The 20601-nt window shown below is 59.3% G+C and carries 23 protein-coding genes; 18 read left to right on the top strand and 5 right to left on the bottom strand.

The annotated features are described in order from the left end of the window. The first annotated feature begins 89 nt into the window (after positions 1-89). The 3 genes from argJ to CKW29_RS04675 all read left to right on the top strand — a co-directional run bounded on the left by argJ (position 90) and on the right by CKW29_RS04675 (position 2997). Entirely contained in the window at positions 90-1307 is a 1218-nt protein-coding gene (argJ, locus tag CKW29_RS04685) for a bifunctional glutamate N-acetyltransferase/amino-acid acetyltransferase ArgJ (RefSeq protein WP_095147995.1), read from the top strand. 116 nt (positions 1308-1423) lie between these two features. Next, on the top strand, positions 1424-2056 hold the full coding sequence (locus CKW29_RS04680; protein ID WP_095145239.1) for a glutathione S-transferase: 633 nt from the start codon (positions 1424-1426) through the stop codon (positions 2054-2056). Beyond that, positions 2053-2997 (top strand): Nudix family hydrolase, encoded by a 945-nt coding sequence (locus CKW29_RS04675; RefSeq protein WP_095147994.1) that lies wholly within the window; start codon positions 2053-2055, stop codon positions 2995-2997. Before CKW29_RS04680 ends, CKW29_RS04675 begins: the two co-directional genes overlap by 4 nt. A 123-nt stretch (positions 2998-3120) precedes the next feature. Here CKW29_RS04675 and CKW29_RS04670 read toward each other — a convergent pair whose 3' ends face one another. The 3 genes from CKW29_RS04670 to CKW29_RS04660 are packed head-to-tail and all read right to left on the bottom strand — an operon-like array spanning position 3121 to position 6707. Next, positions 3121-3702 carry a cob(I)yrinic acid a,c-diamide adenosyltransferase gene (locus CKW29_RS04670; RefSeq protein WP_095145241.1) on the bottom strand — a complete coding sequence of 194 codons (582 nt, stop codon included), beginning with the start codon at positions 3700-3702 and terminating at the stop codon, positions 3121-3123. Positions 3703-3704: 2 nt separating this feature from the next. Next, complete coding sequence (locus CKW29_RS04665) at positions 3705-5744, bottom strand: HAMP domain-containing sensor histidine kinase (RefSeq protein WP_095147993.1); 2040 nt, start codon at positions 5742-5744, stop codon at positions 3705-3707. A 45-nt stretch (positions 5745-5789) separates the two neighbouring features. After that, positions 5790-6707, bottom strand: a complete 918-nt coding sequence (locus CKW29_RS04660; RefSeq protein WP_095145243.1) for a putative 2-dehydropantoate 2-reductase — start codon at positions 6705-6707, stop codon at positions 5790-5792. Between the two features lie 143 nt (positions 6708-6850). On the opposite strand from CKW29_RS04660, the gene CKW29_RS04655 reads away from it, so the two are divergent. Both CKW29_RS04655 and CKW29_RS04650 read left to right on the top strand, forming a co-directional pair. Further along, positions 6851-7336 carry a YajQ family cyclic di-GMP-binding protein gene (locus CKW29_RS04655; protein WP_095078564.1) on the top strand — a complete coding sequence of 162 codons (486 nt, stop codon included), beginning with the start codon at positions 6851-6853 and terminating at the stop codon, positions 7334-7336. Positions 7337-7474: 138 nt separating this feature from the next. Next, positions 7475-8311 (top strand): mechanosensitive ion channel family protein, encoded by an 837-nt coding sequence (locus CKW29_RS04650; RefSeq protein WP_095145244.1) that lies wholly within the window; start codon positions 7475-7477, stop codon positions 8309-8311. A 254-nt stretch (positions 8312-8565) separates the two neighbouring features. On the opposite strand, the gene CKW29_RS04645 is transcribed toward CKW29_RS04650, so the two are convergent. Further along, the gene (locus CKW29_RS04645) at positions 8566-9864 is read right to left on the bottom strand and encodes an OprD family porin (protein WP_095145245.1); all 1299 of its coding nucleotides are present in this window, start codon (positions 9862-9864) and stop codon (positions 8566-8568) included. 688 nt (positions 9865-10552) lie between these two features. On the opposite strand from CKW29_RS04645, the gene CKW29_RS04640 reads away from it, so the two are divergent. The 3 genes from CKW29_RS04640 to CKW29_RS04630 are packed head-to-tail and all read left to right on the top strand — an operon-like array spanning position 10553 to position 11426. Then, positions 10553-10771: a hypothetical protein gene (locus CKW29_RS04640; protein WP_095145246.1), complete on the top strand. Its 219-nt coding sequence runs from the start codon at positions 10553-10555 to the stop codon at positions 10769-10771. Between the two features lie 19 nt (positions 10772-10790). Next, a complete protein-coding gene (locus CKW29_RS04635) occupies positions 10791-11216 on the top strand; it encodes an HIT domain-containing protein (protein ID WP_095145247.1) in 426 nt (141 codons plus the stop codon). Positions 11217-11219: 3 nt separating this feature from the next. Next, complete coding sequence (locus CKW29_RS04630; RefSeq protein ID WP_095145248.1) at positions 11220-11426, top strand: SlyX family protein; 207 nt, start codon at positions 11220-11222, stop codon at positions 11424-11426. A gap of 93 nt (positions 11427-11519) precedes the next feature. Here the strand turns inward: CKW29_RS04630 and CKW29_RS26200 are convergent, their stop codons facing one another. Next, positions 11520-12125, bottom strand: coding sequence for a cold-shock protein (locus CKW29_RS26200; protein WP_095145249.1), 606 nt, complete (start codon positions 12123-12125; stop codon positions 11520-11522). A gap of 426 nt (positions 12126-12551) precedes the next feature. Here CKW29_RS26200 and CKW29_RS04620 point away from each other — a divergent pair, with 426 nt between their 5' ends. The 10 genes from CKW29_RS04620 to tolQ all read left to right on the top strand — a co-directional run bounded on the left by CKW29_RS04620 (position 12552) and on the right by tolQ (position 20581). Beyond that, entirely contained in the window at positions 12552-13025 is a 474-nt protein-coding gene (locus CKW29_RS04620; RefSeq protein WP_095145250.1) for a Dps family protein, read from the top strand. Positions 13026-13319: 294 nt separating this feature from the next. Beyond that, positions 13320-13655, top strand: coding sequence for a ribbon-helix-helix domain-containing protein (locus CKW29_RS04615; protein ID WP_095145340.1), 336 nt, complete (start codon positions 13320-13322; stop codon positions 13653-13655). Positions 13656-13833: 178 nt separating this feature from the next. Further along, entirely contained in the window at positions 13834-14055 is a 222-nt protein-coding gene (locus CKW29_RS04610) for an FmdB family zinc ribbon protein (protein WP_010457489.1), read from the top strand. Between the two features lie 106 nt (positions 14056-14161). Further along, positions 14162-15937 carry an aspartate--tRNA ligase gene (gene aspS / locus CKW29_RS04605; protein ID WP_095145251.1) on the top strand — a complete coding sequence of 592 codons (1776 nt, stop codon included), beginning with the start codon at positions 14162-14164 and terminating at the stop codon, positions 15935-15937. A gap of 117 nt (positions 15938-16054) precedes the next feature. Next, a complete protein-coding gene (locus CKW29_RS04600) occupies positions 16055-16801 on the top strand; it encodes a YebC/PmpR family DNA-binding transcriptional regulator (RefSeq protein WP_095145252.1) in 747 nt (248 codons plus the stop codon). A 177-nt stretch (positions 16802-16978) separates the two neighbouring features. Further along, positions 16979-17503 (top strand): crossover junction endodeoxyribonuclease RuvC, encoded by a 525-nt coding sequence (gene ruvC, locus CKW29_RS04595; protein WP_007897036.1) that lies wholly within the window; start codon positions 16979-16981, stop codon positions 17501-17503. Positions 17504-17621: 118 nt separating this feature from the next. Next, the gene (gene ruvA, locus CKW29_RS04590) at positions 17622-18230 is read left to right on the top strand and encodes a Holliday junction branch migration protein RuvA (RefSeq protein WP_095078557.1); all 609 of its coding nucleotides are present in this window, start codon (positions 17622-17624) and stop codon (positions 18228-18230) included. Further along, a complete protein-coding gene (gene ruvB, locus CKW29_RS04585) occupies positions 18231-19292 on the top strand; it encodes a Holliday junction branch migration DNA helicase RuvB (RefSeq protein ID WP_095145253.1) in 1062 nt (353 codons plus the stop codon). Positions 19293-19428: 136 nt separating this feature from the next. After that, positions 19429-19896 carry a tol-pal system-associated acyl-CoA thioesterase gene (gene ybgC / locus CKW29_RS04580; protein WP_095145254.1) on the top strand — a complete coding sequence of 156 codons (468 nt, stop codon included), beginning with the start codon at positions 19429-19431 and terminating at the stop codon, positions 19894-19896. After that, positions 19886-20581, top strand: coding sequence for a protein TolQ (tolQ, locus tag CKW29_RS04575; RefSeq protein ID WP_095078554.1), 696 nt, complete (start codon positions 19886-19888; stop codon positions 20579-20581). Before ybgC ends, tolQ begins: the two co-directional genes overlap by 11 nt. Positions 20582-20601 lie beyond the last annotated feature (20 nt).

Here is a 20601-nt window from a genome sequence, read left to right as displayed (position 1 = left end):
CCGCGACCGGCATCAGCCGTCGCGGCGTTTTACCATTCAAAACACCGTCGTGGCGACGGTGCAGACATCACCTATTGAGGAGCGCATTCATGGCTGTTGGTCTTGGTCCTTTGCCAACGTTGCACCCGGTTGCCGGTTTTGAACTCGGTATCGCCTCGGCTGGCATCAAGCGTCCCGGGCGCAAGGATGTTGTGGTCATGCGCTGTGCTGAAGGCTCGACCGTTGCCGGTGTGTTCACGCTGAACGCCTTTTGCGCGGCACCGGTGATCCTGGCCAGGCAACGCGTGCAAGGCCCGGTGCGCTACCTGTTGACCAACACCGGCAACGCCAATGCTGGTACCGGTGAGTCGGGCCTGGCCGCCGCCGAGCGCACCTGCGCCAAGCTGGCGGAACTGACGGGTGTCGATGCAAGCCTGGTGTTGCCGTACTCCACGGGCGTGATTGGCGAACCGCTGCCGGTCGAGAAGATCGAAGGCGCCCTGCAAGCGGCGCTGGACGACCTGTCGGAAAACAACTGGGAAGCCGCGGCCACCGGGATCATGACCACCGACACCCTGCCCAAGGGGGCGAGCCGCCAGTTCCAGCACGAAGGCGTAACCGTCACCGTGACCGGCATCAGCAAAGGCGCCGGCATGATTCGCCCGAACATGGCGACCATGCTCGGCTACATTGCCACCGACGCCAAGGTCTCCCGCGAGGTGTTGCAGAACCTGATGCTGGACGGCGCGAACAAGTCGTTCAACCGCATCACCATCGACGGCGATACCTCGACCAACGATTGCTGCATGCTGATTGCCACCGGCAAGGCCGCGTTGCCGGAAATCACCACCGCCGAAGGTCCGTTGTTCGCGGCGCTCAAGCAGGCAGTGTTCGAGGTGTGCATGGACGTGGCGCAGGCCATCGTGCGTGACGGCGAAGGTGCCACCAAGTTCGTCACCGTCGAAGTCAACGGCGGCGGTAATCACCAGGAATGCCTGGATGTCGGCTACACCGTGGCACACTCGCCGTTGATCAAGACCGCGCTGTTTGCCTCCGATCCGAACTGGGGCCGCATCCTGGCGGCTGTGGGTCGTGCCGGTGTGCCGAACCTGGACGTGAGCAAGATCGACGTGTTCCTGGGTGAAGTGTGTATTGCCAGCCGAGGTGCCCGTGCGGCGACCTACACGGAGGCCCAAGGCTCGGCCGTGATGCAGCGTGAAGAAATCACCATTCGTATCGAACTGGGTCGCGGTGATTGCAGCGAAACCATCTGGACCACCGACCTGTCCCACGAATACGTGAAAATCAACGCCGAATACCGGACGTAATCACGCTTGGATCGTGTCGCCCCAATCGCGAGCAGACGGAGCGCCGCCTGCTCGCGATGGCGGTTTGTCAGTCGCTAACTAGACTGGCATGTTTCCTACTTCAAAAGGTCCCGAACATGAGTTATCACCTGATCATCGGCGACAAATTGCACTCATCCTGGTCCCTGCGCGCTGCACTGGCCCTGGACCTGGCCGGCGCCAGCTACACCGAAGAGCTGATCAAGCTCAACCAGCCCGATACCCGCGAGCAACTGCTCAAGCATTCGCCAACCGCCAAGGTTCCCTTGCTGAAAACCGAGCACGGCACCATCGCCGACTCGCTGGCCATCGCCGAATACCTGGTCGAACGTTTCCCGAGTGCCAGTCTCTGGCCCAAGGACATCGCCGCCCGTGCCCAGGCGCGTTCAGCCTGTGCGCAAATGCACAGCGGTTTCTTTGCCATGCGCGGCAACATGCCGTTCGACCTGAGTCGCGACGCACCGCTGTCGCCGATGCCGCCTGAAGTGAAGACGGAAATCGAGCGCATGCTGGCACTGTGGGCCGAATGTCGCGCAGCCTCGAGTGAAAGCGGTCCGTTCCTGTTCGGTGAGGTGAGCCTGGCCGATGCCTTCTTCGCACCGATTGCCGTGCGCCTGCGCACCTATCAGGTCGAGTTGCCAGCGGTCGATGCGGCGTATGTCGAGACGATTTACCAATGGCCAGCCTTCAAGGTCTGGCAGAAAGCCGGTCTAGAGGAAGCAGGGCGGTGAAACGAGTTCATGTAGCGGCAGCGGTCATCCGTGATGCCGGTGGCAAGATCCTGATCGCTCGGCGTGCTGATGCCCAGCACCAGGGTGGATTGTGGGAGTTTCCCGGCGGCAAGGTCGAGGAGGGCGAAGCCGTGCAGGTTGCGCTGGCCCGCGAACTGCACGAAGAGCTGGGGATTGTGGTCACGGCAGCACGACCGCTGATCACGGTTCACCATGACTACCCGGACAAGCAGGTGTTGCTGGATGTCTGGGAGGTCTCGGCGTTTACTGGCGAGCCCCACGGCGCTGAAGGCCAGCCATTGGCCTGGGTGACCGGGCGTGAGCTGGGCAGCTACGAGTTTCCGGCTGCCAACCAGCCGATCGTCGCGGCGGCCCGTTTGCCGAGTGAGTACCTGATCACCCCGGATGATCTGGAAACCCCGATGATGCTGCGAGGTATCCAAAAGGCCATTGCTGGTGGGATCAAGCTGATCCAACTGCGCGCGCCCAACGGCTACGATCCCAAGTATCGCGATCTGGCGGTGGATGCGGTGGGGCTGTGTGCCGGCAAGGCGCAACTGATGCTCAAGGGGTCGTTCGAGTGGCTGGGCGACTTCCCGTCCGCGGGTTGGCACATCACGGCGGCTCAGTTGCGCAAGTACGCCAGCGCCGGGCGTCCACTGCCCGCGTCGCGCTGGCTGGCGGCGTCCTGCCACAACGCTGAGGAGTTGAGCCTGGCCGAACAGATGGGAGTGGATTTCGTCACCTTGTCGCCGGTCCAGCCGACCCAGACTCACCCCGATGCAGTACCGCTGGGATGGGAACAGGCCTCACAGCTGATTGCCGGGTTCAGCAAGCCGGTGTTTCTGCTGGGGGGAGTTGGCCCTGCCGAACGGCAAAAGGCTTGGGAGACAGGCGCACAGGGCGTGGCGGGGATCCGGGCGTTCTGGCCTGAGGCTTGAATACGCGGTCTGATCGTTCCCACGCTCCCGCGTGGGAATGCATCCCGTGACGCTCTGCGTCACATCCAAAGCGGACGCGGAGCGTCCGTGGCGGCGTTCCCACGCAGAGCGTGGGAACGATCATCAAGTCTTGGGTTTTGCCGCTGCCTGCCAAAGAATCTCGGCAATGCCTTGGCGCTTGGCAATCAACCGTGCCGCTACAAACAACAAATCCGACAAGCGATTGATGTAGGCCAGTCCCACGCCGGCCAACGGCTCGACAGCATTCAAGTGCTGGCAGCGGCGCTCGGCACTGCGGGCCAGGCTGCGGCAAACATGGGCCTGAGCGATCAGCGCCGAGCCACCGGGCAGAATGAAATTCTCCAACGGCCCCAGCTCTTCGTTCCAGGCATCGATGGCCACTTCCAGGCGTTCGACTTCCGCCGCATTCAGCGCTTGATACACCGGCATCGCCAGTTCGCCGCCCAGGTCGAACAAGCGGTGCTGGCAAGGCTCCAGCACGTCGCAGATCTCTTGCAGGCCGGGATGGGCGCGACGGCTTTCGGCCAGACCGGCCAGCAGCAGCCCCAGTTGGCTGTTCAGTGTGTCGACTTCGCCGATGGCCTCGACCCGTGGATGGTCCTTGGGGACCCGGCGACCATCGCCAAGCCCGGTTTCACCTTTGTCGCCGGTGCGGGTGTAAATCTTCGACAGGCGAAAACCCATGCTTAGCGCTCCAGTTGTCTGAGTTCGTGGGGGGCGAGCGGGGCGCTCGCGACTAATGGCAGGCGCAAGGTAAAGCAGGTGCCCTGGCCCAGGGTCGATTGCACTTCCATCTGACCCTTGTGGTTGTTGGTGATGATGAAGTACGACACCGAAAGCCCGAGGCCCGTGCCCTGGCCGATTTCCTTGGTGGTGAAGAACGGTTCGAAGGTGCGCTTGCGCACGCTCTCGCTCATGCCGATACCGTTGTCCTCGACCTGGATTTCTGCCCACGGCGGGTTCAGCCGCGTGCGCAGGATGATTCGTCCGGGTTCGTGGTCGTCCTCGCGCTGGTGGATCGCCTGGGCCGCATTTTTCAGCAGGTTGAGCAGCACTTGTTCCAGCTCGTTGGCGGTGCCGGGGACAGGGCCCAGTTGCGGGTCGAACTGACGAACGATGGCCTGGCCCTTGAAGTCGAAGCCAATGGTCAGGTCGAAGTCATTGCTGGCGATCTCCACGGCCTGGTCGATCAGCGCCGGCAAGTCGCACGGCGCCATTTGCCGGTTGCTGCGGCGGCTGAAACTGAGCATATGGGTGACGATCTTCGCCGCCCGGGCGCCGGCCTGCTGGATGCCGTCGAGCAATTGCGGCACTTCGCGGCTTTGCAGGTACTGATTGACGCTGTCCAGTTCCAGGCTCAACTGTTCGGCGGTTTCGATGTTCTTGGGCAGGTCGGCGGACAAGCGCCGGCGAATGTTCTGCACGTTGTGCAGGATAGCGCCCAGAGGGTTGTTGATCTCATGGGCCATGCCGGCCGCGAGGCCGCCCACCGAGAGCATTTTCTCCGACTGCACCATCATTTCTTCCAGGGACAGGCGCTGGGTGATGTCGTCGATCCGGATCACCACGCCGCGTCCGGCACCGCCCATCAATGGGTAAAAGGTCAGCGCGTAGTGTCTGGCTTCCTCGTCACGGGTCCAGGTCACGCGTTCGATCTTGACCACGCTGTGCTGTTCGACGGTCTCCCGAAGTTGCGGCAGAAACGGCTTGAGCGGTTCAAAGGCGAGAAAAATCGGCTGGTTCAAGGCCTCATCCAGGCGTGTGCCGGACAGGGCGCTGGCTTCCTGGTTCCACTGGGTCACGTACAGCTGTTCATCCAGGGCAATCAGGGCTGACGGCATCGAGTCGATGATGCTGTTGAGGTAGTTCTGAAAGCCCGTGAGCTTCTTCTCGATCTTGCTGCGCACCTGGACTTCCAGCTCCAGCTTGCGGTTAGTGTGACGGGTTTCTTCAGCCAGACACTGGGCCTGGTCGTAGGCGGCCTGGGAGTCGTCGCGGGCGCGCTTGAGTTGCTGCTCGCGGGCTTCGATGCGCGAGAGCATGGTGTTGAAGGCTTCAGCGAGGCTGCCGATTTCGTCGTGGTTACCGCGAGCGGCACGCAGGGCGTAGTTTTCTTCGCGAGTCACCTGCCGGGACAGTACTTCGAGCTGATGAATCGGTTGGGTAATCAGGCGTTTGATCTGCTGGGCAATCAGCATCCACAGCAGCACGCTGAAAATCAGGATCCCCAGGCTGGCTGTCAGGGTGCCGGTATAGAACGCGACCGGCAACTCACTGCTGGCGACCAGCAGCAGATGGCCGGGGGCCTGGCCCGGGCGTGGCAGTGTGATCAGTTGATTGCTGCGAAACTCCGTGGCCTGCCAGGTTTCGATGTGCCGAAAGTGTCTGGGCAGTTCAAGCGTGTCGCCATGCTGCACCTGGGCCAGGCGCTGGCCTTTGCCGTCGTAAAGGGCCGCTGCCCGTAACGGGGTGTAGCTGTTGAGCTCGTTGAGCAGGTTTTCAGCGTCTTGTGGCGAATTCAATGACTGGCTGGCAAGCGCCGGGTTGGAGACCAGCCGGCCGATGGTCTGCAGGGCTTGCGGTGCCATGCTTTCCTGGGAAATCCAGTAGGCGGCGCTGATAAAGGTCAGGTTGGCCACCAGTAACACGGTGATCAACAGCACCAACAGGGCGGCCAGCAGTTTCTGGCCGACCGGAAGGTTTTCAAGGCGCTGGCGCAAAGGCATGGGGGTCGTCGCTAAAGAAGAACAAGAGGCCAGCGTAGCCGCTGCTCAGTCGCTGGGCAATCCACGGGTGCGCAGGTGCGCAATCAAGCGTTGCTGGAGTTGGTTGAGGTGCGGTAATACCAATTGATGCCGCGAGGCGACAACGCAGGCATAACCCAGCAGGTAGCTGATTTCGGTCCGGCGCTGGTTGGCCACATCCTGGTACATGGATGAGTAATTGGCTGCCGTCGCCAGGATCACCCGCTCGACTTCCTGCTGCAGGTCGTGGGCAGCGGCGGGCTGGCCGCAATGTTCCAGCAACGCGCTCAGCTCGGCGCACAGGGTGGCGACTTCGCAATGGTGCTGTTGCAAGCCGCCGTTGCGGCAATCGTGCAGGACGGTCAGCGGATTGATCGCGCAATTGAGTGCCAGCTTGCGCCAGAGTCGAGTCAGGATGTCCGTGCTCCACTCATGAGGGATGCCCGCCGCGCTCATGTCCTCCAGCCAGACCGGTGCCATCGGTTGACGGGCGTCGCCTAGCCAGGTGTAGCCGTGGCCGGCGAACACCACGCGCCAGTCGCCATCGCGAAAGGCGCCTTCGGTACTCGAGGCAAAAATGCAGCGAGCATGAGGAACGCGCGCGGCCACGGCATCCTGGCTACCCAGGCCGTTCTGCAGCAGGATCAATTCGGCGTCGGGTGTCAGGCGCCTCGCCAATTGCGCCACGGCGCCTTCGGCATCGTAGGCCTTGCAGGCGACCAGCAAGCGATCGATCGGGCCGACGCGCTCGATGGTGGTCGCGGGGATCGCATAGTGCTGCGCTTCACCTTGCTCGACCAGGGTCAATCCACCTGCTGCCTGATAGGCCTGCAATCGCGCGGCATCGCGCAGTATCAATTGCACGGGGAGCCCGGCCCTTGCCAGGCGCGTGGCCCACAGGGTGCCCAGGCTGCCGGCGCCGAGGACGTGCCAGGTAGTCGACATCAGTTTTTTGCTCGGATTGGCAGGCGCATGTGAGGCTCGCAGCGTAGAAGGGGAAAGACCCGTTATAATCAGCGCGGATTTTAACCGCAAGCCAGGCGTGCTCCATCTTTATTGCGCGCGCCCTTTTTTACTGGAGAGACTACATGCCGTCGTTCGACGTGGTATCCGAACTGGACAAACACGAACTCACCAACGCGGTCGAGAACGCCGTCAAGGAACTCGACCGTCGTTATGACCTGAAAGGCAAGGGCAGCTTTGAGTTCAAGGAAAAGGACCTGACCGTCAACCTGACCGCCGAGGCCGGCTTCCAGCTGGAAGCGATGATCGAGATCCTCAAGCTGGCGCTGGTCAAGCGCAAGATCGATGTGCAATGCCTTGAGGTCAAAGAGGCCTACGCTTCCGGCAAGCTGATGAAGCAGGAAGCCGTTCTCAAGGAAGGCATCGACAAGGAGCTGGCGAAGAAGATCGTCGCTCACGTCAAGGATGCCAAGCTCAAGGTCCAGGCCGCCATTCAGGGCGAGCAGGTCCGCATCACCGGCAAGAAGCGCGACGACCTGCAAGAGGCCATCGCGGCCTTGCGCGGCAAGGAATTCGGCATGCCGCTGCAGTTCAACAACTTCCGCGACTGATCAGTCTTCGGGGGAACCTCTCGGCGTTATTGACGTCCGAGGCCCAAGCAACGGCAGAAATGATCGAGCCTCGAGGGGCATGATCTTTCTGCTGCTTGGTTTTTATGTGCCGGGTAGCCGGGAATCAGGAGAGAAAATATGGATTTGAACGCTGAAGTGGACAACCTGGTGAAGGCTTCCCAGGCCTGGATCCCGATGATCATGGAATACGGCAGTCGTGTGCTGCTGGCGGTCGTGACACTGGCCATTGGCTGGTGGCTGATCAACAAGCTGACCCACAAGGTTGGCAAGCTGTTGGCGCTGCGCAATGCCGATCTGGCCCTGCAAGGGTTCATCAGCAGCCTGGCCAACATCGTGCTCAAGGTGCTGTTGGTGGTGAGTGTCGCGTCGATGATCGGCGTTGAAACCACCTCGTTCGTGGCCGCCATCGGTGCCGCGGGTCTGGCCATCGGCCTGGCCTTGCAGGGCAGCCTGGCGAATTTCGCGGGCGGCGTGCTGATTCTGTTGTTCCGTCCGTTCCGCATTGGTGACTGGATTGAAGCCCAGGGCACGGCGGGTACCGTCGACAGCATCCAGATCTTCCACACGATTATTCGCACCGGCGATAACAAGACCGTCATCGTGCCGAACGGCGTGCTGTCCAATGGCATCATCACCAACACCAACCGTCAGCCTACCCGCAAAGTAGTGTTCGACGTTGGCGTGGACTACAACGCCGATTTGCAGAAGGCCCGTGCGGTGCTGCTGGAACTGGCCAATGATGCGCGTGTACTGGCCGACCCTGAGCCAGTGGCGGTGGTTTCTACCCTGGGCGATAGCTCGATTACGCTTTCGCTGCGCGTCTGGGTGAAGACGGCGGACTATTGGGATGTGCTGTTCCACTTCAACGAGCACTCCCGCGATCGCCTGAAAGGGGCGGGTATAGATATTCCGTTTCCACAGCGTGTGATTCGCATGGTTCAGGAAACCGCCTAATACATCGGCTGGGTGCTCGGCGTTGTAGAACGAGTATCAGTGTTTGACTCAAGGGGCCAATTGGCCCCTTGAGTGTTTTTACAAAGCGGGAAGCTTAATAGTGCGCTAACTTATTATTAGCTTGCTACTAAATGTTCCGCGGCACTTCCTTTGTTTGCAACTGTCATCAAACAGTAACAAAAAAGCCCCTCACCTTATTCGGGTGAGGGGCTTTTTAGTTGAGCCAGGCTCTAGACGCTATTGAAAGCCGCTGATTACAAGATGCTCAGAGGGTATTCAACGATGATACGTACGTCGTTGTTGTCAGCCGTGTACTCTTCGTTGTAAGCGGTGTTGGCGCGGTAGATGGCGCTACGCAGACGCAGCGACAGATCCTTGGCCGGACCTTCCTGGAACACGTACTTGGTTTCGAAGTTGAACTCGTGCTCCTTACCTTCGGTACCGGAATCGGTCTCGATGTTGTCACCGTAAACATAACGGCTCATGAAGCTCAGGCCTGGTACGCCGTAGGTGGCCATGTTCAGGTCGTAGCGACCCTGCCAGGATTTCTCTTCACGACCGATAAAGTCGGAGATCTGGATGGAGTTGGCGACGAAGATCGTGCCATTACCGTCAACGCCGTACAGGTAGTTGGTGTCGCCGGACGACTGCTGGTAACCCAGGGTGAACTTGTGTGCGCCGAGGCTGTAGGCAGCTGCCAAGCTCCACAGTTTGTTGTCCTGCGCGCCGTACAGCGCCTGGCCCTGGTCCTTGGTCTTGTACGCGTTCAAGTCGAAGTTCAGCGATTGATCTTCGTTGATCGGCAGGGTGTAGTTGGCGTTGATGTACTGCTTCTTGAAGTAGTCTTCAACGTCGGATGCCGCGATGCCTGCCACGAAGTTGTCGGTGAACTGGTAGGTGGCGCCAGCGATGTTGGCGCTGGTCAGGCCAGGGTTGCCTGCACCGTTGATGCTGTCCTTGCCCATGCCGGTTTGCGAGCTGAGAGCGGTGAAACGACCTGCACTGACTTCCAGGCCTTTGATCTCTTTGCTGGTGAGGTAGGTACCCTCAGCAACTTCTGGCAGCAAGCGGCTGTCGTCGGTCGCGAATACCGGGCTGGCAACGAACTGGCGGCCGTACTTCAGGGTGGTGTCGGAGAGGCGGAACTTGACTGCGGCACCGGATTTGCCTTGTGCGTCTTCAGGTTCGCCAGCGCCGTTGCGGGCGAACATGCCGTTGCCGGAGCGACCTTCACCGCCATCCAGCTTGGCGGTACCCATGACCATTGCGTCCACGCCTACGCCGATGAGGCCTTGAGTGAAACCGGATTCGTAGGTAACCAGTTCGCTGATACCGGTGTCCTGACGATAGCCGCTTTTGTAGCCGCCACCGGACTTGGCAATGTTGCCAGCACCGTTCCTGAAGTCGCGGTTCATGTACTCGATACGAGTCTTGGCATTCAGACTTTGGTCTTCAATAAAGCCTTTGGCTTCGTCCTGAGAGGACGCGATTGCGAACTGCGAGGTGCCTGCTGAAACAGCCAGTGCGATCATGCTCCACTTCATCACGCGCATCGTGATTTGCTCCTTTGGTTTTTTTGAAGAGTTCTGCCGTCCCACCTGATTTATTATCTGGGCGGCTCTTTCTTTTTGTGTCGGCGCAAACTTATATCACGCCGACAATGTTGGCGATACTTGCGCTTTCATCCTTTCTGCATCTGTACGGGCCTGTCGCAAAATGCTCGCTCGAGGTCGTAATTCTGCAAATTCTGTGCATTCGGACCGACAACTTCAGCGTTGTTTGGCAAGGCTTGGGTGTCAGAAAAAAGAGTCCTTGTCCCGCACTTGAATCTCCTTGGGCTACCTTGCCGCTATTTTTTTATGGCCTAAAGGTTTCCACTTCCGGTGGACGCCTTATAGACGATGTGGGAATGAATGCAACAAACGTGCACAAATCGGCTTTTCGTTCCCTGTTTTTTCAGAAACCATTGTCCTAGTGAGCAAACCCTCGTGAATACAGGGCTTTTAAGGCCCAGTTGTTGATGCTTGACTCCCAGGCAGTTCTGGTGTTGCACCAAGATTGGGCAAAGTATTCAGCACAAAATGTTACCGGTTCACCCTTTCAAGTGAGTAAACGGCGGATGCTTGAGGGACTCAGCGTAGACGCATTTCAGATTCGTGCCGCAAAAACTCTGTAAATTTTAATCAGGTCAGCGAGCCAGAGGGCTTGGGCTCGGGCGTTTGCCCGCGATGGACGGGGAGAGTGGTCGACCTGGAGCCTGTACGTCCGTACCGGATTGGTGCGTGGGAAGGTGAAATTGTTCCGTGGTGGGGCGTAGTTGTGCGCGGCTGGTTCCCTCGTGAAGTGACCTTGGTCGAGGGGGTGACATTGGTCGTGAACCGCGCCCGGTTCGCGGGTATGCTGGTCTGGTATGGCATGCGCCGCAGTCTCGAAGGCCGGGCGTTTGGCAAAACTCATTGAATATGCGGGAGTGTGTGCGGTGTTCGCTTTAGATCCACGACTTGAACAAGACACCCTGCCGATCGGGGACTTCCCTCTCTGTCGGTTGTTGTTGTCCAACGATTCGAATTACCCCTGGTTCATCCTGGTGCCGCGACGGGCGGATATCAGCGAGCTGTTTCAACTGGACAGTCAAGACCAGGCGCAGTTGTGGCGAGAAACTACAGGACTTGCCGAGTTGCTCAAGGACTCGTTCGATGCCGACAAGTTGAATGTCGCGACCTTGGGCAATGTGGTCAGTCAGTTGCACATGCATGTCATTGTACGTAAACGCGAGGATGCGGCCTGGCCAGCGCCAGTCTGGGGCAAGCACCCGGCCAAGCCTTACACGGCCGAGCAGGTGGCGGTGATTCGAGAGCGGTTGCGTTTGGTGTTGACCGATGATTTCACGTTTCTGGAGGGTTGAGTCATGAGCCTGGAAGAGCGCGTTATGGATCTTGAAAGTCGTCTGGCTTTCCAGGACGACACCATTGAGGCGATGAACGACGTGCTGGTGGCACAGCAACGGGTCGTGGAGCGCTTGCAGTTGCAGATGACCGCGTTGCTCAAGCGGCAGGAGGAAATGGCGGGGCAGTTTGAGTCCTTTGAGGAGGAAGCTCCGCCGCCGCACTACTGAGTATTGCTGTGTGCCGCCTGTCGGCGGGCAATAAAAAAACCGCGAGCAGCCTGGCTGCTCGCGGTTTTTTTTAGCGTGGTCGCGTGGCTGGAATCAGCGGCGCGGTAACGCTGCGATCACATCCTCGGCTTGCAGGCCTTTATCCCGGTTCATGACCGAGAACTCCACGCGCTGGCCTTCGACCAGGACACGGTGACCTTCGCCGCGAATGGCGCGGAAGTGCACGAAAATATCATCTCCCGAGTCGCGAGAGATGAAGCCGAAGCCCTTGGAGGTATTGAACCACTTGACGGTCCCGGTATCGCGGTTGGTCATGTCATAGTTTTGATGAGTGGCGACTGCTGGCGAGGACTTGTAGAAGCTGACGGCCAGATGCAGTACTACCGCAACCAGGGCGACGATAAGGCTGAACAGGACGGCGGGATGACCGCCAATTTCCGGCATGGGTGCCAGAAGTGTCAGGGTTTGCAGGACGACAGTGAGCACCAGCAAGGCGCTGACCAGATTTTGCAGTTGCTGACGAACGCCTTTGCTCCAGTACGGAATCACCGGCGCGAGGGTCAGGTTGAGCAGGCCGAAGAACGCCAGGTACAGCGCGTCAGGTTGTTGCAGGTAGGGTATGGCTTCGGTTCGCAGGCTAGGGATAAAGGACAACAGCAAGGCTGCTGCGCCCGTTAGCAGGTGGACGATTTTCAACATTTTGATTGACTCACGTTAAGACGGATCGCAAGGAAGAGCTGATTGAGCGCGGTTCGCTTCTGAACAATGGGAGGCGTTGGACACGCGCCCGCTATCAGCCTATGCACGGCACGCCAGAAAAGAGCGGCAGTGACACATCGCCTATTTAACAGCAAAGACCGTACCTTCTCAAATCAGCGCGGGCGGCGTGTGACGAAGGGCGCGGAGCAATCTGCGCGGGAGCTGTACCCAGTGCCGCCTGAACGCTTGTTCTAGAGGGTTTTCCCGGTTTTTGGGGGGCTTGAGCGGAGTGCCGTCAGCCAATCCGGAATAGGGGTGGCAATCTGTCGCGGGAGGGGGCGTGAAGCGAGTCTGCGAGCTGCGGGGGCTCTTGCTACAGTGGTAGCGCACCTGTGGAATGGATTCATCACCATCAAGGGGAAAGGCATGGCCATTGATATCGGTATCAGCGAGGCAGATCGCAAGTCCATCGTTGACGGGCTTTCGCGACTGTTATCGGACACGTATGTACTTTATCTGAAAACCCATAATTTTCACTGGAATGTGACGGGGCCGATGTTTCGCACCCTTCATTTAATGTTTGAAGAGCAATATAACGAGTTGGCACTGGCGGTGGATCTGATTGCCGAGCGTATTCGTGCACTGGGTTTTCCGGCACCGGGCGCATATTCGATCTATGCGCGTCTTTCTTCCATCAAGGAAGAAGAGGGCGTGCCAAGTGCCGAGGACATGATCAAGCAACTTGTCCAGGGGCAGGAAGCGGTCACTCGCACCGCGCGAAGTCTGTTTCCCCTGCTGGATAAAGTCAGTGACGAGCCCACGGCGGACCTGCTGACGCAGCGCATGCATGTTCATGAAAAGACCGCGTGGATGCTACGGTCGCTGTTGGATAATCAGTAGTCGTTCGTTGGCTGATGGCGTCCTGCGGCGCCATCAGTGTTTTCCGCTCTCTGGGGAGGGGGGGCGATCCTGATCGCTTGCAACGCTTTTACGTGCGTGGATATTGAATCTCCCTGCGTGCCTGTTCTGTTTTATAGATGAACTCAGGGCCGTATCTGTATTCCCCTTTCTTTAGTTGGTTTGTCCTACATGTGTGGTTATAAAAGCATCTAGAAATACCGGTCGGCTTGCGCTTATATAAGGGAACGGATTGTTGTTTCTGTTATGGAGCTAAGGCAAGGGAGTGTCGAGGGTATGGCTCGAGTATCGGGGCGGGGTGCAAGTGAGGTTGTCAGGTTTCCAGATATAAGGATTGATCCCTTTGTTCGGGAGTTTGATATGGGGTTGGTGCGCCCGTTGTCGCGATCGGTTCGGTTGAACGGATTCGCGACGTGCTTGAGATTGGAGCAGGTCTACTGGGATATTCTGGCCAATATGGCAAGGCTCAATGATTGTTCGGTAAGCGCACTGCTTTCTTATGTCGATCGGGAGGTGCACCTACGTCATGGCGGTGTGAAGAATTTCAGTGGGTTGGTCCGGGTGGTGTGTGTTGTGCACAGCTTGAGTGAGGACGGCCATCACCCGCGGTGATCGGTGGATTGCCGGTCTGGACGGCTCCGTGCTCAGGCGCCTGCCGGTGGTAGACCCGACTGAGCGCGTGCCCGTACAGCGTTACGGCTGCACAGGCTCGATTTAATGGATATAATCCCGCTCTTTGCCGCGAAACCGAATGTTTACGCGGGAATTATCTGATTGCCGAGACAACCCCATGCCGATGTACGACTATCAATGTGCTTCCTGTGGTCATCAGTTGGAAGCCATTCAGAAGATCAGCGCAGCACCGTTGGTCGACTGCCCTGCCTGCCAGGCACCCGAACTGAAAAAAATGCTGTCGATGCCAGGCTTCCGCCTGAGCGGTACCGGCTGGTACGAAACCGACTTCAAGACCGGTTCGAAGAAAAATCTGGCTGGCGGCGACAAAGCTGACTGAGTTGAACGACACACCGGGCTCTTGCATTATCTGACGCTTCATTCAAATGCAGCGGTCGGCAAGACCTCCCATCGAATTTCGAATTACGAGAAGTGAAACCACTACCATGATGCGCAGCCATTATTGCGGCCAACTGAACGAAAGCCTGGAAGGTCAGGAAATTACCCTTTGCGGATGGGTCCATCGTCGTCGTGACCACGGCGGGGTGATTTTCCTCGATATCCGTGATCGTGAAGGTCTGGCCCAGGTGGTGTTCGATCCGGATCGCGCCGAAACCTTCGCCGCCGCTGACCGCGTGCGCAGTGAATACGTCGTCAAGATCACCGGCAAGGTGCGTCTGCGTCCGGCGGGTGCCGGCAACACCAACATGGCTTCGGGCATGATCGAAGTGTTGGGTTATGAGCTGGAAGTATTGAACGAAGCGGAAACTCCGCCGTTCCCGCTCAACGAGTTCTCCGACGTTGGCGAGGAAACCCGCCTGCGTTATCGCTTCATCGACCTGCGTCGTCCGGAAATGGCCGAGAAGCTGCGCCTGCGTTCGCGCATGACCACCAGCATCCGCCGCTACCTGGACGAGAACGGCTTCCTCGATGTCGAAACGCCGATCCTGACCCGTGCGACGCCTGAAGGCGCACGTGACTACCTGGTGCCGAGCCGTACTCACGCGGGCTCCTTCTTCGCCTTGCCGCAATCGCCGCAGCTGTTCAAGCAACTGCTGATGGTTGCCGGCTTCGATCGTTACTACCAGATCGCCAAGTGCTTCCGCGACGAAGACCTGCGTGCCGACCGCCAGCCGGAATTCACCCAGATCGACATCGAAACCAGCTTCCTTGATGAAAAAGACATCATGGGCCTGACCGAAGGCATGATCCGCAACCTGTTCAAGGAAGTGCTGGGTCTGGAATTCGGCGAATTCCCGCACATGACCTGGGAAGAGGCCATGCGTCGTTACGGTTCCGACAAGCCGGACCTGCGTAACCCGCTAGAACTGGTTGACGTTGCCGACCAACTGAAAGAAGTCGACTTCAAGGTGTTCAGCGGCCCGGCCAACGACCCGAAAAGCCGTATCGCTGCTTTGCGCGTTCCGGGCGGGGCGAGCATGCCGCGCAGCAAGATCGACGACTACACCAAGTTCGTCGGTATCTACGGTGCCAAGGGCCTGGCGTACATCAAGGTCAACGAGCGTGCCAAGGGCGTTGAAGGCCTGCAGTCGCCAATCGTCAAGAACATCCCTGAAGCCAACCTCAATGTGATCCTGGATCGTGTTGGCGCGGTTGATGGCGACATCGTGTTCTTCGGTGCCGACAAGGCCAAGATCGTCAGCGAAGCCCTCGGTGCGCTGCGGATCAAGGTCGGTCACGACCTGAGCCTGCTGACGTGCGAGTGGGCACCGATGTGGGTGGTCGATTTCCCGATGTTCGAAGAGAACGACGACGGCAGCTTCACCGCCTTGCACCACCCGTTCACCGCGCCGAAGTGCACGCCAGAAGAGCTCGAGGCCAATCCGGCAACCGCGCTGTCCCGTGCCTACGACATGGTGCTGAACGGTACTGAGCTGGGTGGCGGTTCGATCCGTATCCACCGCAAGGAAATGCAGCAATCGGTATTCCGCCTGCTGGGTATCAGCGAAGCGGAACAGGAAGAGAAGTTCGGCTTCCTGCTCGACGCCCTGAAATACGGTGCGCCACCGCACGGTGGCCTGGCATTCGGCCTGGACCGTCTGGTGATGCTGATGACCGGCGCCCAGTCGATCCGTGAAGTGATCGCCTTCCCGAAAACCCAGAGCGCGGCTTGTGTCATGACTCAGGCACCGGGTCTGGTGGATGCCAAGGCGTTGCGCGAACTGCACATCCGTTTGCGCGAACAGCCGAAGGCTGAGTAAGGCTTGATCGCCGTGGCGCATCGCTGGATGCACCACGGGGTGTCAGAGCAGATTACGTTGCCCGCTCGCCTTCCAGGGCGTGCGGGCATTGTTTTTTAAGAGAATTCGGAGCGAGTTATGGCAGGTCATTCCAAGTGGGCGAACATCAAGCACCGCAAAGAACGTCAGGATGCCAAGAAGGGCAAGATTTTCACCAAGTGGATTCGTGAGCTGACTGTCGCGGCCCGTCAGGGTGGCGGTGATCCGGGCTCCAACCCGCGCTTGCGGCTGGCGCTGGACAAGGCCCTTGGCGCGAACATGAGCCGCGACATCATCGATCGTGCCGTTGCCCGTGGTGCCGGCGCTGCCGACACCGATGACATGGTCGAGCTGAGCTACGAGGGTTACGGCCCGGGTGGCGTGGCTGTGATGGTCGAGTGCATGACCGACAACCGCAATCGTACCGCTGCAGCAGTACGCCACGCGTTCAGCAAGTGTGGCGGCAATCTGGGGACGGACGGCTCGGTGGCGTACCTGTTCGAGCGCAAGGGGCAGATTTCCTTCGCCCCGGGCATCGATGAGGACGCGCTCATGGAGGCGGCGATGGACGCCGACGCCGATGACGTTGTGACCAACGAAGACGGCTCGATTGATGTGTTCACCTCGTTCGCCGGTTTCTATGCTGTGCGTAACGCGCTGGAAGCAGCGGGTTTCAAGGCCGATGATGCCGAGATCGTGATGTTGCCGACCACCAGTGCCGAACTGGACCTGGAAGGCGCCGAGAAAGTCCTTAAGCTGATCGACATGCTTGAAGACCTGGATGACGTGCAGAACGTCTATTCCAACGCGGACATCCCCGAGTCGGTGGCCCAACAGCTCGGTTGATGCGCCCTTTGTAGAAGCGAGTGTGCTCGCGATGAGCCTGGGAGCGGCGCGCTGATTCAAGTGATCAGCGTTATCGTTAACGACCATCGCGAGCACGCTCGCTCCTACAGGGGAGGCTGGTGTCTTGCTACAGTACTGTGGACTCGAGACGTACTTTTCCTATAACCCGCAGGCGTTATGACTTTAATTCTTGGTATCGACCCCGGTTCACGCATCACCGGTTATGGCGTGGTGCGCGATACTGGTCGTGGCTGCGTGTATGTGGCTTCGGGATGTATTCGTACCGGCAGCGGCGAGTTACATGAGCGGTTGCAAATTGTTTATCGCGGCGTGCGCGAAGTCATCCAGACTTATGGTCCAGTGACCATGGGCATCGAAAAGGTTTTCATGGCGCGTAACGCCGATTCGGCCCTGAAGTTGGGGCAGGCGCGTGGCGCTGCCATTGTCGCCGGGGCGGAAGAAAGCCTGGAAATCGCCGAATACACCGCGACCCAGGTCAAGCAGGCGGTGACCGGGACCGGCGGGGCGAATAAAGAGCAGGTGCAGATGATGGTCATGCACATGCTCAAGCTCACCAGCAAGCCGCAAATCGACGCCTCGGATGCCCTGGCCATCGCCATTTGCCATGCCCACACCCGGTCCAGCCTGTTACCTCATGGCTTGGGCACTGCTCGCAGTCGCGGCGGTCGTCTTCGTCTGTGATCTGATAGCATCGGCGCACGTGTTTTTTTCGTTGAGCGTTTTGCGCCTGTCCCGTCGGCGATCACGCTCACTTTGGTACCCGAAAGCCAGATCTGGCCAACGCTTAAGGATTTGAAACGTGATTGGACGTTTACGCGGCACCTTGGCTGAGAAGCAGCCGCCGCACCTGATTCTGGATGTAAACGGCCTGGGCTATGAGCTGGAAGTGCCGATGACCACCCTGTACCGATTGCCGTCGGTCGGTGAGCCGATCACCTTGCACACCCATTTGGTGGTGCGCGAGGATGCCCAGTTGCTCTATGGTTTTATCGGCAAGCGCGAACGTGACTTCTTCCGTGAGTTGATCCGCCTCAATGGCGTGGGCCCGAAGCTGGCGCTGGCCTTGATGTCGAGCCTTGAGGTCGATGAGTTGGTGCGCTGCGTCCAGGCGCAGGATACCTCGGCGCTGACCAAGGTGCCGGGTGTCGGGAAAAAGACCGCCGAGCGATTACTGGTGGAACTCAAGGATCGCTTCAAGGCCTGGGAGACCGTGCCGAGCATGTTCGCGCTGGTGCCGAACCAGCCGGATGCACCGGCGCCGCTGCACAGTGCTGAAAACGATGCGGTCAGCGCGCTGATTTCCCTGGGTTACAAGCCGCAGGAGGCCAGCAAGGCGATCGCGGGGATCAAGGAGAAAGGCTTGAGCAGCGAAGACCTGATTCGTCGTGCCCTGAAGGGAATGATCTAAGTGATTGAAGCTGATCGTCTGATTGCCGCCACCGGTGGCCCGCGTGAGCGCGAAGAAGTCCAGGACCGGGCGATTCGTCCGGTCAGCCTGGCCGAGTACATCGGCCAGCCAACCGTTCGCGAGCAAATGGAGCTGTTTATCCAGGCTGCCCGCGGGCGTAATGAATCCCTGGACCATACGCTGATCTTCGGACCGCCCGGGCTGGGTAAAACCACGCTGGCCAACATCATCGCCCAGGAAATGGGGGTGTCGATCAAGAGCACCTCCGGGCCGGTGCTAGAGCGGCCGGGCGACCTGGCGGCGCTGTTGACCAACCTGGAGCCTCACGATGTGCTGTTCATCGATGAAATCCATCGCCTGTCGCCCATTGTCGAGGAAGTGCTGTACCCGGCCATGGAGGACTTCCAGCTCGACATCATGATCGGTGAGGGGCCGGCTGCCCGTTCCATCAAGCTCGACCTGCCGCCGTTCACCCTGGTGGGGGCGACCACGCGCGCGGGGATGCTGACCAATCCGTTGCGTGACCGTTTCGGTATCGTCCAGCGTCTGGAGTTCTATAGCACGGCGGACCTGGCGACCATCGTCAGCCGTTCGGCCGGCATTCTCGGGCTGCCGCTGGACCCGGAAGGTTCTTTCGAAATTGCCCGGCGAGCACGTGGCACGCCGCGTATTGCCAACCGCTTGTTGCGTCGGGTGCGCGATTTTGCCGAAGTTCGGGCCAAGGGGCATATCACCAAGCCGATTGCCGACCTGGCGTTGAACCTGCTGGACGTCGACGAGCGTGGCTTCGATCATCAGGACCGGCGCTTGTTGCTGACCATGATCGAGAAGTTCGATGGCGGACCGGTGGGGGTGGACAGCCTCGCGGCGGCGATCAGTGAAGAGCGGCACACCATCGAGGATGTGCTCGAGCCGTACCTGATTCAGCAAGGCTATATCATGCGCACGCCCCGTGGCCGGGTGGTCACGCGGCACGCGTATCTGCATTTTGGATTGAACATTCCGTCGCGCATGGGTGAGATGCCCGTGGCAGACGAGTTTCTGGATGCAGTGGACGATTAATAAACGGTCTGCGCCGATTTTTTCGGGTTTTGCGCTGTCCCAAGTGGCTGCGAGACCCTTCTTTGCCAGGAAAGGCGCAGAAGTATGAAAAACAGTTGCCTGGCGGATTGGCAACCTGAGGAGTAAGCACTAGAGTATGCGCGCGCAAAACGGGCTAGAGCCATTCGCACATCGTTGTCGCGTTTATTACGAGGACACCGATGCCGGCGGCATCGTGTATTACGTTAATTACCTCAAGTTTATGGAACGGGCTCGAACCGAGCGGCTTCGTGAGCTGGGCTTTGCCCAGTCGCAGCTGGCAGGTGAGGACCTGTTGTTTGTCGTGCATTCCAGCGAAGCGCGCTACCACGCGCCGGCGCGACTGGACGACGAGCTTCTGGTAAGTGCGCAAGTAATTGAATTGAACCGCGTCAGCCTGCGCTTTAAACAGCAGGTCAGGCGTGCCGCGGATAATGCACTGCTCTGCGAAGGGCAGTTTTTGGTGGCCTGTGTGCGCACCCATAGTTTGAAACCCCGGGCCATTCCCGAAGCTCTACGCGCGGCTTTTGCCGGCGAGAGCGGCGCGGGTACACACTCAGAGCAGGAGATAAAGCGTGGAAGCTAACGTCGTCGACCATTCCTCCATGTGGAGCCTGGTCAGCAATGCCAGTATCGTTGTGCAACTGGTAATGCTGATCCTGGTAGCCGCATCGGTGACCTCATGGATCATGATCTTTCAGCGCAGCAACTTGCTGCGTGCCGGTCGACGTGCCCTGGAGAGCTTCGAGGAGCGCTTCTGGTCCGGTATCGACCTGTCCAAGCTGTACCGTCAGGCCGGCAGCAATCCGGACCCTGATTCGGGCGTGGAACAAATCTTCCGTGCCGGCTTCAAGGAGTTCTCCCGCCTGCGCCAGCAGCCGGGCGTTGACCCGGAAGCGGTCATGGAAGGTGTGGCCCGTGCCATGCGCGTGGCCATTTCCCGCGAGGAAGAAAAGCTCGAGCAGAGCCTGCCGTTCCTGGCCACCGTCGGTTCCGTGAGCCCGTACATCGGTCTGTTCGGTACGGTCTGGGGCATCATGAACTCGTTCCGCGGCCTGGCCACTGCCCAGCAAGCGACCCTGGCCACCGTGGCTCCAGGCATCGCCGAGGCATTGATCGCCACGGCGATCGGTCTGTTCGCCGCCATCCCGGCCGTTATCGCGTACAACCGTTTTGCGGCGCGCAGCGAAACCCTGACCAGCCGTTACTACACCTTCGCCGATGAGTTCCAGGCGATCCTGCACCGTAAAGTGCACACCAGCGAAGAATAAGCAGGTATTTCCCAATGGCT

The organism is Pseudomonas sp. Irchel s3a18 (assembly GCF_900187535.1).
GTDB lineage: Bacteria > Pseudomonadota > Gammaproteobacteria > Pseudomonadales > Pseudomonadaceae > Aquipseudomonas.
This window is presented reverse-complemented; position numbering and strand designations above follow the sequence as displayed.